The sequence below is a fragment of the Kitasatospora sp. NPDC002965 genome (assembly GCF_040611255.1).
In the GTDB taxonomy this organism is placed as follows: Bacteria; Actinomycetota; Actinomycetes; order Streptomycetales; family Streptomycetaceae; genus Kitasatospora.
Map to the genome: position 1 here is coordinate 15598 of NZ_JBEXNT010000010.1, position 14966 is coordinate 30563.

15 protein-coding genes are annotated in these 14966 nt (G+C 74.5%); 5 read left to right on the forward strand and 10 right to left on the reverse strand.

Translation table 11 applies throughout. The features are described from left to right. Window positions 1-28: 28 nt before the first annotated feature. From ABZY91_RS06690 to ABZY91_RS06700, 3 genes are all read right to left on the reverse strand, one after another. Entirely contained in the window at window positions 29-463 is a 435-nt protein-coding gene (locus tag ABZY91_RS06690; protein WP_355400299.1) for a hypothetical protein, read from the reverse strand. A 197-nt stretch (window positions 464-660) separates the two neighbouring features. Continuing rightward, window positions 661-1644 carry a hypothetical protein gene (locus tag ABZY91_RS06695; RefSeq protein WP_355400301.1) on the reverse strand — a complete coding sequence of 328 codons (984 nt, stop codon included), beginning with the start codon at window positions 1642-1644 and terminating at the stop codon, window positions 661-663. 246 nt (window positions 1645-1890) lie between these two features. Further along, window positions 1891-3372 carry an MDR family MFS transporter gene (locus ABZY91_RS06700; RefSeq protein WP_355400303.1) on the reverse strand — a complete coding sequence of 494 codons (1482 nt, stop codon included), beginning with the start codon at window positions 3370-3372 and terminating at the stop codon, window positions 1891-1893. Window positions 3373-3540: 168 nt separating this feature from the next. Here ABZY91_RS06700 and ABZY91_RS06705 point away from each other — a divergent pair, with 168 nt between their 5' ends. Next, the gene (locus ABZY91_RS06705) at window positions 3541-4020 is read left to right on the forward strand and encodes a MarR family transcriptional regulator (RefSeq protein WP_355400305.1); all 480 of its coding nucleotides are present in this window, start codon (window positions 3541-3543) and stop codon (window positions 4018-4020) included. A 191-nt stretch (window positions 4021-4211) separates the two neighbouring features. Here the strand turns inward: ABZY91_RS06705 and ABZY91_RS06710 are convergent, their stop codons facing one another. After that, entirely contained in the window at window positions 4212-4430 is a 219-nt protein-coding gene (locus ABZY91_RS06710; RefSeq protein ID WP_329875798.1) for a hypothetical protein, read from the reverse strand. 231 nt (window positions 4431-4661) lie between these two features. Here ABZY91_RS06710 and ABZY91_RS06715 point away from each other — a divergent pair, with 231 nt between their 5' ends. Then, window positions 4662-5714, forward strand: coding sequence for a TIGR03617 family F420-dependent LLM class oxidoreductase (locus tag ABZY91_RS06715; RefSeq protein WP_355400307.1), 1053 nt, complete (start codon window positions 4662-4664; stop codon window positions 5712-5714). Window positions 5715-5800: 86 nt separating this feature from the next. Then, on the forward strand, window positions 5801-6442 hold the full coding sequence (locus tag ABZY91_RS06720; RefSeq protein WP_355400309.1) for a maleylpyruvate isomerase N-terminal domain-containing protein: 642 nt from the start codon (window positions 5801-5803) through the stop codon (window positions 6440-6442). 57 nt (window positions 6443-6499) lie between these two features. Here ABZY91_RS06720 and ABZY91_RS06725 read toward each other — a convergent pair whose 3' ends face one another. The 3 genes from ABZY91_RS06725 to ABZY91_RS06735 form a co-directional block, all read right to left on the reverse strand. After that, on the reverse strand, window positions 6500-7351 hold the full coding sequence (locus ABZY91_RS06725; RefSeq protein WP_355400311.1) for a GNAT family N-acetyltransferase: 852 nt from the start codon (window positions 7349-7351) through the stop codon (window positions 6500-6502). A gap of 88 nt (window positions 7352-7439) precedes the next feature. After that, window positions 7440-8162, reverse strand: coding sequence for a ScbR family autoregulator-binding transcription factor (locus tag ABZY91_RS06730; RefSeq protein WP_329875790.1), 723 nt, complete (start codon window positions 8160-8162; stop codon window positions 7440-7442). Between the two features lie 245 nt (window positions 8163-8407). After that, window positions 8408-8812 carry a RidA family protein gene (locus ABZY91_RS06735; protein ID WP_329875788.1) on the reverse strand — a complete coding sequence of 135 codons (405 nt, stop codon included), beginning with the start codon at window positions 8810-8812 and terminating at the stop codon, window positions 8408-8410. A gap of 192 nt (window positions 8813-9004) precedes the next feature. Between ABZY91_RS06735 and ABZY91_RS06740 the strand changes: the two genes are divergently transcribed. Continuing rightward, the gene (locus tag ABZY91_RS06740; RefSeq protein ID WP_355400314.1) at window positions 9005-9631 is read left to right on the forward strand and encodes an NlpC/P60 family protein; all 627 of its coding nucleotides are present in this window, start codon (window positions 9005-9007) and stop codon (window positions 9629-9631) included. 120 nt (window positions 9632-9751) lie between these two features. Here the strand turns inward: ABZY91_RS06740 and ABZY91_RS06745 are convergent, their stop codons facing one another. The 3 genes from ABZY91_RS06745 to ABZY91_RS06755 form a co-directional block, all read right to left on the reverse strand. Next, the gene (locus tag ABZY91_RS06745; protein WP_329875784.1) at window positions 9752-9970 is read right to left on the reverse strand and encodes a hypothetical protein; all 219 of its coding nucleotides are present in this window, start codon (window positions 9968-9970) and stop codon (window positions 9752-9754) included. A gap of 254 nt (window positions 9971-10224) precedes the next feature. Next, window positions 10225-11535, reverse strand: a complete 1311-nt coding sequence (thrS, locus tag ABZY91_RS06750) for a threonine--tRNA ligase (protein WP_355400316.1) — start codon at window positions 11533-11535, stop codon at window positions 10225-10227. A 216-nt stretch (window positions 11536-11751) separates the two neighbouring features. Further along, entirely contained in the window at window positions 11752-12474 is a 723-nt protein-coding gene (locus ABZY91_RS06755; protein WP_355400318.1) for a leucine-rich repeat domain-containing protein, read from the reverse strand. 246 nt (window positions 12475-12720) lie between these two features. On the opposite strand from ABZY91_RS06755, the gene ABZY91_RS06760 reads away from it, so the two are divergent. Then, window positions 12721-14913: an ATP-binding domain-containing protein gene (locus ABZY91_RS06760; RefSeq protein ID WP_355400320.1), complete on the forward strand. Its 2193-nt coding sequence runs from the start codon at window positions 12721-12723 to the stop codon at window positions 14911-14913. Window positions 14914-14966: the final 53 nt, after the last annotated feature.

Genomic DNA, 14966 nt, shown 5'->3' on the forward strand with positions numbered 1-14966 from the left:
CGCGCCGCACCTCCCGGAGGGATCCGGTCTACCAGGTGTTGTTGCCGCAGGAGGTGACCCAGCGGTGCGAGGCCGCGTTGTCGTGCAGGCTCTGGTTCAGGCCCCGGTTGTCCCCGTTGCGGGTCCAGGTCAGGTAGTAGCCGTTGCCGCGCAGGTTCCAGGACGTCCCGTAGCCGATGCAGGCGTAGGCGCCGTAGCCCTCGGCGGCCGTGCCCCAGTAGATGTTCACCTTGTCCCGGCCGCCCGGCGCACCGTTGTTGCCGACCCAGTCGACCTTGTTCTTGACCGAGCTCGGCCAGTCGTCCGACGGGCCGGACCACTGCACCGTGGCTCCCGTGTCGTCCGCGTAGGCACAGAAGTTGGTCCAGTTGCACCCGCCGTCGGCGTGCGCCGCGGTGGGCACCGCGAGGACCGCCGCTCCCGCGGCGACGAGACCCACCAGGGCCGTGCTGAGCTTCCTCATCCTGCCACTCCTCTTCGTGTGTCGTCGTGCTGTGTGTTCCGTACCGGTGTTCCGCCCCGGGCGTTACGTGCCGGGTGTTACGTGCCGGGAGCCTCCGTACCGGGTGTTTCCGTCCTGCACGCGCCGTGCCTCGTCCGGGGCCGCGTCCGGCGCCGGGTGCCGTCACCGTGTCCGGTGTGTTCTTACGTGTCGCCAGGTCAGCCGCGTGCGGCTACCTCGCGAGCGGTGGGGAGCGCCCCGGTCTGCAGGCGCCACATGGTGTCGAAGACGGCCCGGTGCTCGGCCCGGACGGCGTCGGCGTACCTCCGGTCCAGTCCCGACACGGTGGTGTCCAGACCGGTGGACCGGGCGCACTCGGCCTCGGCGACCGCCACCGGGACGTCCTCCCGTTCCGCCGCCTCGCCCTCCCGCAACAGTTGACGATCCCTCAACTGCCGCGGGTCGTCGGCAGGGTGACCGCGTTCGGCGACGCAGCCGCTCCACACCGCGACCGCGTCCCGGTACGCCGGGTCCTGGGTCACCCGGCCGGCCCGGATACCGAAGAGGTTGTTCACGACCTCGCTGGAGCCGAACCAGGCGCGCGCGTCCCCGTACAGCCGCTGCCAGGCTCCCACCGCGCACCCCTGGTCGCTGTGGGTGAGACGACCGCCCACCGGGTTCGCGACCTCCAGCCCCGTGGGGGACGGGCCGTTGAGGGCGACACCCAGCGCCTGGGCCCGGTCGGGCGGCAGACTCCGGTAGTACGCGGTCCGTGGGGCGACCGCGTCCTCCTCGTCCAGGCGCCGCTCGACGGCCCGCCCGTATCCGTTGGTCCGGGCCCAGTCCACGTCGTCCACCACGTAGGGGAACTCGCGGTAGTCGGCCGACGGGCGGCGCGGCACCGGGAAGTAGGAGAAGCCCTGCTCCTTCATGCAGTCGCGGATCAGCAGCTGCTCCGCGCGCTGCAGGACGTCCAGCTCGTCCTCGGTCGGCCTGCGGACCGGACCGGCCGCCCCGCCCCCGGCCGGCGCCGGGTCGGCCGCACCCCAGAGCCAGCCGCCGACGGCCAGCAGCACCACGGCGGAGGCGAGCGCCGACAGCCGACGTGCGGCCGGGCGGTGACGCCTCGGCGCGACGCGCTCGTCCGCGCCGTCGGGCGACGCGTCCGCCGCCGTCCTCCCCCGTCCACCGAACACGCCCATCGGGCCGTCCCTCCACCGTGCGGTCACTGCTGCCAGCGGCCATACAACCCGGGGCGCGCGGCGGCGTGAACCTGTGAAGAGTGAGGTTGACGGCGGCCCGCCGGTGGGCGGGCACAGGTCTCGGCGAACGGCTCCGCGCAGGCCGCCTCCACGCAGGACGACCGGCGCGGGACGGCCGACCCGGGAGGGACGGCGCACGACGAAGGCCCCGACCCGCCGGTGGGACGGGTCGGGGCCGCGCGCCGGTCAGGCGCGCGCCGCGCCCTCCGCCGCTCCCGCCCGCTCCCCGCCGGCCGCGTCGAGGCCCGGATCGGAGGCCGCCCGTCCGCCCGCGTCGTCGCGCGACACGGGGATGGTCGCGGCCACCGCGGCGGCGCCCAGCGCGACACCGCAGCCGATCAGCAGGCCCACCCGGAAGCCGGCCTCGGACGGCAGCGTGTGCCCGCCCACGCTGGTGTTCAGCTGCGCGAGGACCACGCCCACGACGGCGGCCGAGAGCGAGGTGCCGAGCGAACGCATCAGGGTGTTGAAGCTGTTCGCCGAGGCCGTCTCCGACAGCGGCACCGCGCTCATGATCAGCGCCGGCATCGCGCCGTACGCGAGGCCCACCCCTGCGTTGCAGACCAGCGTGACCACCAGGACGCCCCAGGTGGAGCCGATCAGCACCATCGAGAGGCCGTAGCCGGTGGCGATCGCCAGGGCGCCGGCGACCAGCGTGAACTTCGGACCGCGGGCCGCCGAGAGCCGCCCGCCGAGCGGCGAGACCGCCATCATCATCAGGCCCGAGGGAGCCATCCACAGCCCCATGGCCAGCATCGACCGGCCCAGGCCGTAGCCGGTGGCCTCGGGCAGCTGGAGCAGCTGCGGGATGATCAGTGCCTGCGCGTACATGCCGAAGCCGACCAGGACCGACGCCGCGTTGGTCAGCAGCACGCGCGGGCGGGCCGTCACCCGGAGGTCGACCAGCGGCTCGGCGATGCGCAGCTCCCAGCGGCCCCAGGCGAGGAGCAGGAGGACGGCCGCACCGAACAGGCCCAGCGTGAGCCCGTCGGTCCAGCCCCAGTCACCGCCCTTGGAGACCGGCAGCAGCAGGCAGACCAGCCCGGCCCCCAGGCCGATCGCGCCGACCAGGTCGAAGCGTCCGCCCGCCGGGCGGACGACGGGGGCCGGGACGAGGAACCAGATCATCGCGGTGATCGCCACGGTGAGGGCGGCGGCTCCCCAGAACAGCACCCGCCAGCTCGCGTACTCGGCCACCGCGGCCGAGATCGGCAGCCCGAGACCGCCGCCGATGCCCATGGAGGCGCTGACCAGGGCTATCGCCGAGCCGAGCCGCTCCGGCGGCAGGACCTCGCGGAGCAGGCTGATGCCGAGCGGCACCACGCCCATCCCCACGCCCTGGAGGCCGCGTCCGACGATCATCGGCAGGACGGAGGAGGTGAGCGCGCAGATCACCGAGCCGACGAACAGGGGAACGCAGCAGGCCAGCAGCATCCGCCGCTTGCCGAGCAGGTCACCCAGCCGCCCGCTGACCGGCACGAACACGGCCGCCGACAGCAGGGTCGCCGTGATCACCCAGGTGGCGTTGGACGGGGTGGTGTTCAGCAGCTTGGGCAGCTCGCCGATCAGCGGGGTGACCAGCGTCTGCATGATCGCGGCCACGGTGCCGGTGAGGGCGAGCGTGGCGACCACACCGCCGGTCCGGGTGGTGGCCTGGGGGCCGTCCATGGGGATCTCCTCGGGAGCTCGGTGGGGCGGACACGTGGACGCACACGCCGCGACCTATGCATAGTACACATCATATGTATCGTGCACATTCACCGACCGGTGCACACCCTGCGATACTGGACCGACGCCGCAGGTCAGAGCTGCACGGAGACGGGAGGACGGCATATCATGGGCGGCCCCACGGACGACGTCGCGTTCGAGTACATGGTGCTCAGCCGACACCACTACCTGAGCCCCTCCGGCGCCCGCCCGCAGGGCAGCCGGCTGGACCGGTCCGCGTACATCCTGCTCAGCCGGATCGGCATGCAGGGTCCGATGTCGATCGGCGAGCTCAGCGACGCGTTCGGACTCGACGCCTCCACCCTCAACCGCCAGACCGCCGCGATGACACGCGCGGGGCTGGTCGAACGGATCCCCGACCCCGACGGCGGGATGGCCCGCAAGTTCCGCGTCACCGAGGAGGGCCACCGCCGGCTCGAAGAGGACCGCGCGGCCCACGCACAGGCCCTCGACCTGGTGATGGCCGACTGGTCCGCCGAGGATGTCGCCGCCTTCGCCACCTACCTGCAGCGGTTCAACACCGGCATCGAACGCCTCGACGGCCGCCCCTGGCCCCGCACCCAGGCTCCGTCCGCACGGGACCGGTGAGATCCACCGGAGGGGTGCCACCGGGGCGGAACGGAGTGAGTCCGCCCGCAGAACAGCACCCGCCGGTGATGGCCCGTGAGTGTGCGTCTCGGGTCCGGCGGGCGCTCGTTCGTAGGCTACCGGGACACGGCCGACGGGCCGGGGATTCGTGCCCGCCGCAGGACGAGCGTGTCACCTGCGGCGGGCAGCACTCAGATCTGCCGCTCCGGATCGGAGAAGGTGAGGCCTCCGGCGGCGAGCGAGCGCCGGGCCGGGGCAGGCGCGGGCACGGCCTCGCCGGGCGGCTGGCGGAAGTCCGCGCCCTGCTCGACCGGAAGCAGCCGGCGCCCACCCGGCTGGGCGGGCACGGGAGCATCGGCGGCGGGCTCGGAGAAGGCGGGCAGCCCGAGGCTGCGACGGTCAGGGTTCATGGCCCCCAGTCTCGCAGCCCGTGCGGGTGCCGCAGGCCGGAGCGCTGTCACCGGTGGTAACAGTCTGACCCTCATCGTGAGGACCACGGGGCCGTCCGCGCGTTTCGGCTCCCCCGCGCACCGCCGTCGAGCCCCTGCCACCGCCGCCCGGCCCGGGGACGTACGGCCGCGCCGCGGGTGGCGTGGGAGGCTACCGGGGCACACCGCCACGCCCGACCAGGAGCCGACACCATGGACCGCCCGCAGGCCGCCGCCTTCCGACTCGACGCCACCGCCTCCGGGCACCCGGCCGGCATCCTCGACGCCGCCGAGCAGGCCGAACGGCGGGGCATGGACCGGCTGGTCGTCTCCGAGACCGCCTACGACCCGTTCCTCCAGCTGGCCCGCGCCGCCGACCGCACCAGCACCGTCGAGCTGGCCACCGGCGTCGCCGTCGCCCTCGCCCGGACCCCGATGACGCTCGCCTACCAGGCCTGGGGCCTGCACGCGGCCTCCGGAGGACGGGCCGTCATCGGCCTCGGCTCCCAGGTCAAGCCGCACATCGAGAAGCGCTTCGGCATGCCCTGGGACCGGCCCGCCGCCCGGATGCGGGAGTACGTCCACGCCGTGCGGGCGATCTGGCAGAGCTGGCAGACCGGTGAACGGCTGCGCTTCCGCGGCGACTTCTACCGGCACACGGTGATGACCCCGGTCTTCTCCCCCGATCCGGTCCCGGCGGGGGTGCCCCGGATCCTGCTGGCCGGCGTCGGTCCGCTGATGGTCCGCACCGCCGGGGCCGTCGCCGACGGCTTCCTCAGCCACCCGTTCACCTCGGTCGACTACCTCACCGGGCAGGTGCTGCCCGCCCTCGCCGAGGAGCGCGGCCGGGCCGAGGCCGAGGGGGCGGCCTGGACCGCCCGGCCGTTCGAGGTCGTCGGCAACGTGCTCACCGCGACCGGCCGCACCGAGGAGGAGCTGCGGACCAACCTGGCCGGCGTCCGCGAGCGGCTCGCCTTCTACGCCTCCACGCCCGCCTACCGGCCGGTGCTGGCCCAGCACGGCTGGGAGGACCTCCACGAGGAACTGCACCGGCTGTCGGTGCGCGGACGCTGGCAGGAGATGGCCGGGCTGATCGACGACCGGGTCTTCGACACCTTCGCCGTCGCCGGCGAGGTCGGGCAGGTGGCACGCGAGATCCACCACCGGTACGCGGGACTGGCCACCAGGATCTCGGTCAGCCTGCCGGAGGACGCCGCGCCGGAGCTGGGCCTGGACGTGCTGGACGCCCTGCGCGACCTGGGCTGAGCCGGGCCGGGTGGCACCCGCGGACGCCGTACCGGCCTCGGCTAGGGTGGGCCGCGATCCGTACGGCAGAGCAGGAGGAACAGGCGATGGCGCAGCGGACGGACCATCAGAACGACCGGTACCGGGTCCTGTTGGCCGAGCTCTGGGCGACGTGGGCCGAGCGGGGGGCGGGCCTGGACGCCGAGCAGTGGGGGCGGGCCACCCGGCTTCCGGGCTGGTCGGTGCGCGAGCTGTACGCCCACGTGGCGCCGACACCCGGGCTGTTCACCCGGATGCGGGAGGCCGTGGTCGACCGGCCGGCGGCCGTGGCGCACGGCTCCGCCGTCCTGCGTGCGTACAACCGGCCCGACGGCGTGGCGCACACGGCGGCCGATCTCGTCGCCGAGGACGCGCGGGAGCTGGCGGCGACGGTCGGAACCGGCGCCCTGGTGGCCCGGTTCGCCACGGAGGGGCCGAAAGCACTGGCCGGGATCGCGGACCTGGCTCCGACGACCGTGATCGCCCACCCCCTCCTCGGTACGGCCACGCTGGGCGCCCTCGCCGAGGTCGCGGTGATGGAGGCGACCGTCCACCTGCTCGATCTCACGGCGGCGATCGGCGGCCCGCCGCCGCCGGACGGTGCGCTGCGGGCCACCCGCGTGCTGCTGGCGGAGATCGCCGATCCGGTGGAGTTCATCGAGGCCGCGGCGGGGCGGACCCGTACGGCGGTCCTTCCGGTCATCCGCTGAGCCTCCCGGCCGGCCCGGCCGGCGCACGGCGCCCGGCCCGGCCAGGCCCGGGCGCGGTCAGTGGCCGTAGTGGTACGGCGTCGCCGTGGTCAGGGCCGCGAAACCCAGGCGCTCCAGGATCGGCCGGCTCTGCGGCGAGGCGTCCACCCGCAGGTACGCGTACCCGAGTTCGTCCGCGAGCCGGGCCCGGTGCGCGACCAGCGCGCGGTAGACGCCACGGCCCCGCCACGCCTCGACCGTGCCGCCGCCCCAGAGGCCGGCGAACCCCGTGCCCGGGTGCAGCTCCAACCGCGCCGCGCTCACCGGCACCTCCCGGCCGTCCACCTCGGCGAGGGCGAGGTGGATCCGCAGGGTGTCCGGGGACTCGGCCAGCTGGGCCAGGATGCGGCGGCGCAGGCGCGAGCCGTCCGCGCCGAAGGCCTGTTCGTGGACGGCCACGACCTGATCCACCCCGGCCTCGTCGGTGACCTCGCGCAACGTGATCCCGGCGGCGCCGGGCCGTCCCGCTCCGGCCGGCCCGGCGAGCAGGTCGGGGACCCGCGCGACCATCAGCGTCTCGGGCTCGTCCGGGGTGAACCCGGTGGCGAGCAGCCGGTCCCCGAGGTCGGCCGGGCGGTCGTGCCCGTACAGCGTCCACTCGAAGTCCTGGCCGAGCGCGCTGAAGTGGGCGATCTGGTCGGCGACGGCGCGGTCGACGTGGTCGGCGTGGTCGGCGCGGTCGGCGTCCTCGGCGGTGCCGACACCGGCGCGGGTGCCCAGGTCCGACCAGAGCACGCCGTTCCACACGCTGTCCGGGCCGCTCTGCCGCACCACGGCGCCGACGTGCTCGACGCGTGCCGCCGGGGACTCGGGCCGTGCGCCGCGCCGCATGTGCTCGTCGACCAGGGCAAGAAGTTCTTCATGATCCATAGCGGCACAGCCCATCACTGCCGAGCTTCGGTGGCAATCGAAATAGGGTTCCCGGGCGGCGATGACGCTACGGAGTCGGGCGGAGCGATCAGGGCTTCACGGGAAAACCGGACACGCTGTTTGGTTCTGGTGCCTCGGCGACGTCGGTTGCCGTCTCCTCCGCAGCGGCCGGATCCGCGGCCGCCATCTCCGCGACGACCCGCGCGCCCCGGTCCGCCGCCAGGTCGAGCGAGGCCAGGACGCCCGGTACGGCGATGCTCGGCATCAGGTGCCGGTACAGCGTGGCGACCCGGACGGCGAGGTCCGCGCGTCCGGTGAACCGCTGCGACTGGAGCTGCACCCCCACCCAGGACGCCGTCATCAGCGCGGCCGTGTCGGCCGGCACGACGTGCGGCAGCAGCTCGCCCCGCTCCCCCGCGGCCACCAGCAACCGCTCCAGGCGCGCTATCCACCCGGGGGCCGCGTCGACGCCGAGGCTGCCGTCCGCCCCTTGGTCCACCGAGAGCCTCACACCGGCGCTGAGCATCGGGTCGGTGGGGATCAGGTGGGTGACGACCATCCCCGTGTCCACGAACTCCTGAAGCTTGCAGGCCCGCTCGGGAACGGCCTCGCTGGCGTACTGCGCCTCGATGACGCCCTGGGCCAGCTCCCGTTTCGACGCGAAGTGGAAGTAGACGGCGCCCCGGGTCACACCCGCGCGGGCCACCACCTCGCCGATGGTCGCCCCCTCGTAGCCGGACTCGTCGAACACCGAGGCCGCCGCCTCCAGAATCAGCCGCCGCGTCCGCAGCGCCCGCTCCTGTCGCGCCATCACGACCACTCCCACCCAGGAAACAAAACCAAACAGCCCGTATCTTACCCGGCCGCCGATGCCGCCCACGGGCACGCCACCAGGGCAGCGGGCAGCGGCGCCGCACACTCAGCGTCAGAGAATACCGACCATGCGGTCCGGTATGAACGGTGAGACTCCCTCCTGTCGACCGCAAGGTGAACTCCCCGCCGGGGCGGACCGGGCGGCGGCGGACGACCGGGCCGGACCGGGACCGCCCGCGCCCGTCACCCCAGGACGGCGACCGCCTCGACCTCCACGAGCTGGTCGTGGTACCCGAGGACGGTGACCCCGACCAGGGTGCTCGGCACGTCGTGGTCGCCGAGGTACTCGCGGTAGACCTCCCAGACCGCCACCAGATCGCTCTGCCGGGCCGAGGCGACGTACACCGTGGTGCGGACCAGGTCGGTGAGCGCCGCTCCCTCGTCCTCCAGCACGGTGATCAGGTTCCGCATCACCTGGTGGGTCTGACCGGCGTGGTCGCCCACCGCGACGGTACGGCCCTCGGCGTCGAGCGGGCAGGCCCCGGCCAGCCAGAGCGAGCGGACCGGCGCATCGACCGCCGCCGCGTACGCGTAGTCCACGGCCGGGGTGAGCCGGTGGTTGCGGATCAACTTGACGGCGCTGCTCACGAAGTCCTCCGAAGTGGTCGCGGGTGATGCCGCGCCCATCGTTCGCACGCCGCCCACGGGCCGTCAATCGAATAACGAGGCCGACCCGGAAGGCCGCGGACCCGTGTCCGGAGAATTCACCGTTCCGGGTGATGGCGGGTCGCGGCCTCCGGCCGGGATCCTGGTGGCCCGCCGACGACCGAGGAGGCTCTCGTGCTGTTTCCGCCGCCGACACCGGAATTGGGCCGCCGCCGCGTCCTGGGGCTGGCGCTGGGGGCCGGCGTCGCGCCCGCCCTGGGCGCCGGGACCGCGTCCGCCGCGGCCCCTCCCGCCCGACCCGCCCCCGTCCGGCCCCGTGCCGACTCCCCCGAGCAGGCTCTGGGGCGCCGGGTGGCCACCGTGGCGACCGCGCAGATCGGAGTGCCGTACGCCTGGGGCGGCGGCGACCGGCTGGGGGCGAGCCTCGGCTTCTGCGACGAGGAGAACGGCTACCTCGACGGCCGGTGCCTCGGTGAGAGCACCGTCGGCTTCGACTGCAGCGGCCTGGCGCTGTACTGCTGGTACCGGGCGAGCGGCGGTGCGGTGGAGCTGGCGCACTACACCGTCGCCCAGTACCACCGGTCCGCTCCGGTGGCACGGGCCGACCTGCTCCCCGGAGACCTGCTCTTCTTCTCCCGCCCGGGCGCGCCGCTGCACCACGTCGGCCTCTGGGCCGGCGACGGCGCGATGATCCACGCCGAGCGCACCGGCACGCTGATCGCCCGGGTCGAGGGCGTGCTCGACCTGCCGCGCTGGGCCGGCGAGTTCGCGGGCGCCCGCCGCCCGCTTCCAGCCGGGTAGGGCCGCCCCGCCCGGCCGTCGGGGCGAACGCGGCGACCCGTCGTGAACCCGGCCGAGCAGGGCGCGGCGCACACCGACCGCCCGGGCCGGGGCCCGGGCGCCGAAGCGGGTGCGGGTCCGTCAGCTGCGGAAGAACCGGAGGTCGCAGACGGCGTCGGTGTAGGCCCGTCCGAGGTCGTCCTCGGCGGTGGCGTGGCCGACGACCGCGGCGCAGTACCGCGTGTCCGGGACGGGCAGCGGGCGGTGGACGGCGGGAGCCGCCGGGGCGGCGACGGCCGCGGCCGTGAGGGTCAGGGCGGCGGTGAGGGTGGCGACGGTGAGCCTGGGGGCGAGGCGCATGGGGGTACCTCCCGGTGCACGGGGACGGGGTCGGGGACGTCGGCGGCCCCGGACCCGGGCCGCCGGCCCCCATCGAACGGCGGGCCGGCCGTACGGGCGGGCCGACACACCGCACACCTCTGCTAGTCATATGTGTACGACCGCACCGCGGCCGGCCCGTCCGCCGCTCGCCCGCGCCGGCCGAGACCCCGTCACGGACCGGTACCCGGTACCCCGCCGGGCCTCCGGCGGGGTACCGGGCGCCCGCGGCCTCGTCAGCCGCCCGACTCCCGGCCCGCGGGCTCCTCGTCCCACAGGTCCAGGCTGCACGCGCCCACCAGAGCGCCGATCCGGGACAGCGCCTCGGCGGCCGGCAGCGGATCGAGCCGCCGCCCGTCCCGCAGCCGCAGGGCGACGAGGTCGTCCGCCGCCTCCCGCGGCCCGATGACCGCCAGGTACGGGGCCGGCCTGGCCGCACGGATCCGGGCACCCAGGCTCCCCCGGTCGGGCCCGGCGACCTCGGCGCGCAGCCCGCGGTCCAGACACCGCGCGCGGAGCCGCTCGGCCTGCTGCCGCTCGCCCTCGGAGAGCGGCAGCAGGACCAGCTGGGTCGGGGCCAGCCAGGCCGGGAAGGCCCCGCCGTACAGCTCGATCAGGTGCGCGACCACGCGCTCGACGCTGCCGATCACGCTGCGGTGGACCATCACCGGGCGGTGCCTGGCACCGTCCGGGCCGATGTACCGGAGCCCGAACCGCTCCGGCTGGTGGAAGTCGATCTGCACGGTGGAGAGGGTGGACTCGCGGCCGGCGGCGTCGGCGATCTGGACGTCGATCTTCGGGCCGTAGAACGCGGCCTCGCCCTCCGCCGCCTCGTACGGCACCCCGGAGCGCTCCAGCACCCCGGTCAGCAGCGCGGTGGCCCGCTCCCACAGTGCGGGATCGGCCACGTACTTGCCGCCCGCGCCCGGCAGGGAGAGGCGGTAGCGGACCGGCCGGATCCCGAGCGCCCGGTACGCGTCCCCGATCAGCTCCAGTGCGGCGACCGCCTCGTCGCCCGCCTGCTCGGGGGTGCAGAAGACGTGCGCGTCGTTCAGTTGGATCGCCCGGACCCTGGTCAACCCGCCGAGCACACCGGACGGCTCGGACCGGTACATGCCGCCCAGCTCGGCGATCCGCAGGGGAAGTTCACGGTAACTCCGGGCACGGGAACGGTAGATCAGCGCGTGGTGCGGGCAGAGGCTGGGCCGCAGCACGACCTGCTCGGCTCCCAGGTCCATCGGCGGGAACATGTCCTCGCGGTAGTGCTGCCAGTGACCGGAGATCTCGAAGAGCTCGCGTTTGCCCAGCACCGGCGAGTAGACGTGGCGGTAGCCGGCCCGGCGTTCCCGGGCACGGACGAACTCCTCCAGGGTGTGCCGGATCTCGGCCCCGTCGGGCAGCCAGTACGGCAGTCCGGCCCCGATGAGCGGGTCGGTTCCGAAGAGTTCGAGCTCGCGGCCCAGCCGCCGGTGGTCGTCGGCACGGTCACCGGTCACCGGGCCGCTGCTCGCGGCGTGGGCGTGGTCGGGCACGGAGGTGCGGTTCATGGCGGCGGTCTCCACTCGGATCTGCGGGCGAGTGGACCGGTACGACGAAGCCCCGGGGCACTCGCCCCGGGGCTTCGGACTAGGTCAGCAGTCAGCGCACCGGGACTCTCTCCGGCGTCGTCGTGAGGACGGCAGCAGCGCGCTTCATGTGTTCCACGGTAGCAGGGGCCCCGGACGGCGGCGAGCGGCTTTCCGCCCGCCGCCCCACGCCGGACCTCACCGGAGGACGACGCACCCGCGTTCGGCCAGGGCGCCGAGCACGCGGGCCGCGGGCCCGAGGTCGTTCCACCGCAGGTCGAGCTTCTCCAGGGCAGGCAACTCCGCCAGCCAGTCCGGTAGTTCGGTGATCAGGTTGGCCCGCAGGTCGAGCCTGCGCAGCAACGGCAGGCCGGCCAGCGCCACCGGGACGGCGGTGAGGGCGTTCTCCCGGAGATCGAGTTCACGCAGTTCACCGAGCCCGGCGAAGGACGGCGGCAGGGTGGTCAACGCATTCCCCCGGAGCCAGAGTTCCCGCAGGGCGCGGAGTCCTCCGAGCGAGCCGGGCAGCGAGGTGAGCCGGTTGTGCTGGGCGCGGAGTTCGACCAGGCCGGTCAGCTCTCCGAGGCTGTCCGGCAGCCGGTCGATCCGGTTCTCGCCGACGTTGAGGTAACGCAGTGCGGTGAGCCGGCCGAGTGCCGCGGGGAGGCCGGTGAGCGCGTTGTCGTGCAGGTAGAGGAAGTCCGTGAGCCCCGCGAGGTCGCCGATCTCCTCGGGTACGGCGGTGAGCCGGTTGTGGCCGAGGTCGAGGGTGCGAAGTCTCCCCAACCGTCTTACGGTCGGCGGCAGTTCGGTGATGCCCGTCTCGGCGAGGATCAGGACCGTCAGGTCGGTGCGGTCCCAGACTTCCTCGGGCACGGTGCCGAGGGGCTGTCGCCAGAGGTTGAGGGTGGTGTCGGTCACCCGGTCATTCTCCCGCGCGTCCGGGTGCGGGCGTTCCAGGGGCGGGCGTTCCACGGCCCCGCGGCGATCTCGGCGTCGGCGAGCGTACCGGCCGGCGCGCCGCCGTGGACGACGACCCGTCAGTCCGGCCACGCGCCACGGAGGTCCGACGCTCCCGGGAGGACTCAGGAATCCAGTGAAGTCAAGGCTTTCGTTCGGAGGGGATCCACCGCATAGTGGTGCGCCGGACCGAGAGGAGGACCTGTCTTGTCGCAGGTCAATGACAGCACCGTGCGTGTGGTGGAGGCCGAGCGGGCCGAGGTGTCGGCCGTGTACGGGCTGCTCGACGAACGCCTCGCCGACGCGCGGGCGCGGTTGGCGCAGGTACTCGCGGCGGTGCCCGGCAGCGCGGGCGAGGTGCATGAGCGGGAGCTGGCCGCACACCGGTGGGCCGCCGAGGCGCGCCGGCTGGAAGGCGCGGCGGACGGACTGGTCTTCGGCCGGATCGACGCCGGGGACGGCTTCGCGCTGCGGATCGGACGGATCGGTCTGCACGTGGAGGACGCCGATCTCCCGGTCCTGGTCGACTGGCGGGCGGACGCCGCACGGCCCTTCTACGTGGCGACGGCCGTCCACCCGATGGGCCTGCGGCGCCGCCGCCATCTGCGGACGGCCGACCGCACCGTCGTCGGGGTGAGCGACGAGCTGCTGGACGGGTCCTCGCCCACCGAGGAGGACGTGGTCGGCGACAGCCCGCTGACCGAGGCGTTGCAGGCGCGGCGGACCGGCCGGATGGGCGCGGCGGTCGCCACTCTCCAGGCCGAACAGGACGCGATCGTCCGCTCCGCGCACCGGGGGGTGACGGTGGTGCAGGGCGGACCCGGCACCGGGAAGACGGTCGTCGCCCTGCACCGGGCCGCCTACGTGCTGTACGCGTTCCCGAGGGCCGCGGAGCGCGGTGTGCTGGTGCTCGGGCCGAACACGCGGTTCCTCGACTACATCTCGCAGGTGCTGCCCTCGCTCGGCGAGAACGACGTCGTGCTCGCCACCTGCGCCGACCTCGCCGGGATCCGGCCGGCGACCGCGGACGGTCCGAGCGGCACGGACGCCACGGAGGCCACGGACGTGGCCCGGCTGAAGGGCGGCGCGGAGCTGGCCGACGCGCTGGCGGAGCTGGTGCGCTCCCGGCAGGCCCCGGAGGGCGGCTTCACCGTGCGGTCGGGCCAGGAGTGGGTGGAGCTGACGGAGCAGGAGGTCGCCCGGTGCCGGGAGGTGGCCACCCGCACCGGCCTGGGCCACAACCAGGCCCGACAGGTGTTCAAGGAACAGCTGGTCGACGCCGTCACGGATGCGCTGGAGCGGGGCACCGAGGCGGTGCTGGACCTCATCGACGCCCAGGTCGCCGAGCTCACCGGCATCAACCTCGACCGGACCGCCGCCGCGGACCTGCGCCAGCTCGGCCTCGACGGGCCGCCGGTGGTCGACGCGACCGACGTGTTCGACCCCGACGCCGTCCGGGCCGCCCTGCTGGACGACCTCGGCGTCGAACGCGCGGTGGAGGAGCTCTGGCCCCGTCTCGGGGCCGAGGACGTCGTCCGGGAACTGCTGGACCGGCCCGACGTGACGGCCCGCTACCTGCCACGGCTCACCGCCGAGGAGCGGGGCCTCCTGCGACGGAGGCCGAACGCGCCGTGGACCGCCGCCGACGTGCCGCTGCTGGACGAGGCCGCCTGCCTGCTCGACGGGCCGCCGCAGCGCACCTACGGCCACGTGGTGGTCGACGAGGCCCAGGAGTTCACCGCCATGCAGTGGCGGATGGTGGCCCGTCGGTGCCCGGCGCGGTCGATGACGCTGGTCGGCGACTTCGCGCAGGCGGGCCCGGCGACGACCGCGCGGGGCTGGGAGGAGGCGCTGACCCCGCAGCTCGGCTCGCGGTTCACCCTCAACACCCTGACCGTCAGCTACCGCACCACCGAGGAGATCCTCGCCACCACCCGCGAGCTGCTGGCCCGGATCGCCCCGGGCCAGCAACCGAGCCGGTCGATCCGTCACGGCGAGGCTCCGCGTACGGTCGCCACGGCGCCGGACACGCTGGCCGCCGCGGTCCTCGGGGAGGTCAACGCCCAGGCCCGGGAGCACCCCGGCGACCTGGTCGGGGTGGTCTGCGCCGACGACCGGGTCGCGGAGCTCGCCGCCGTCCTGCCCGGCCCGGTCCAGCTGGTGCCGGCCTCCCAGGCGCGGGGTCTGGAGTTCGACGGTGTCGTGGTCGTCGATCCCACCGGGATCACCGGGGCGCACCCCGGCGGGGAGCGGGACCTCTACGTCGCCCTGACCCGGGCCACCAAGCGCCTCACCACGATCACCACGCTCGCCGCCGGCCCCGCGGCGGCCGACACCGGGACCGCAGGTGTGGAGACCGCAGGCGCCGAAGCCTCCGGCGTCGCCGTGTCGCGGGACTGAGCCCGGGATCCGGGCGGGGCCGCCCCGGGATCAGGCCCCGCCCGGTCGGGCCC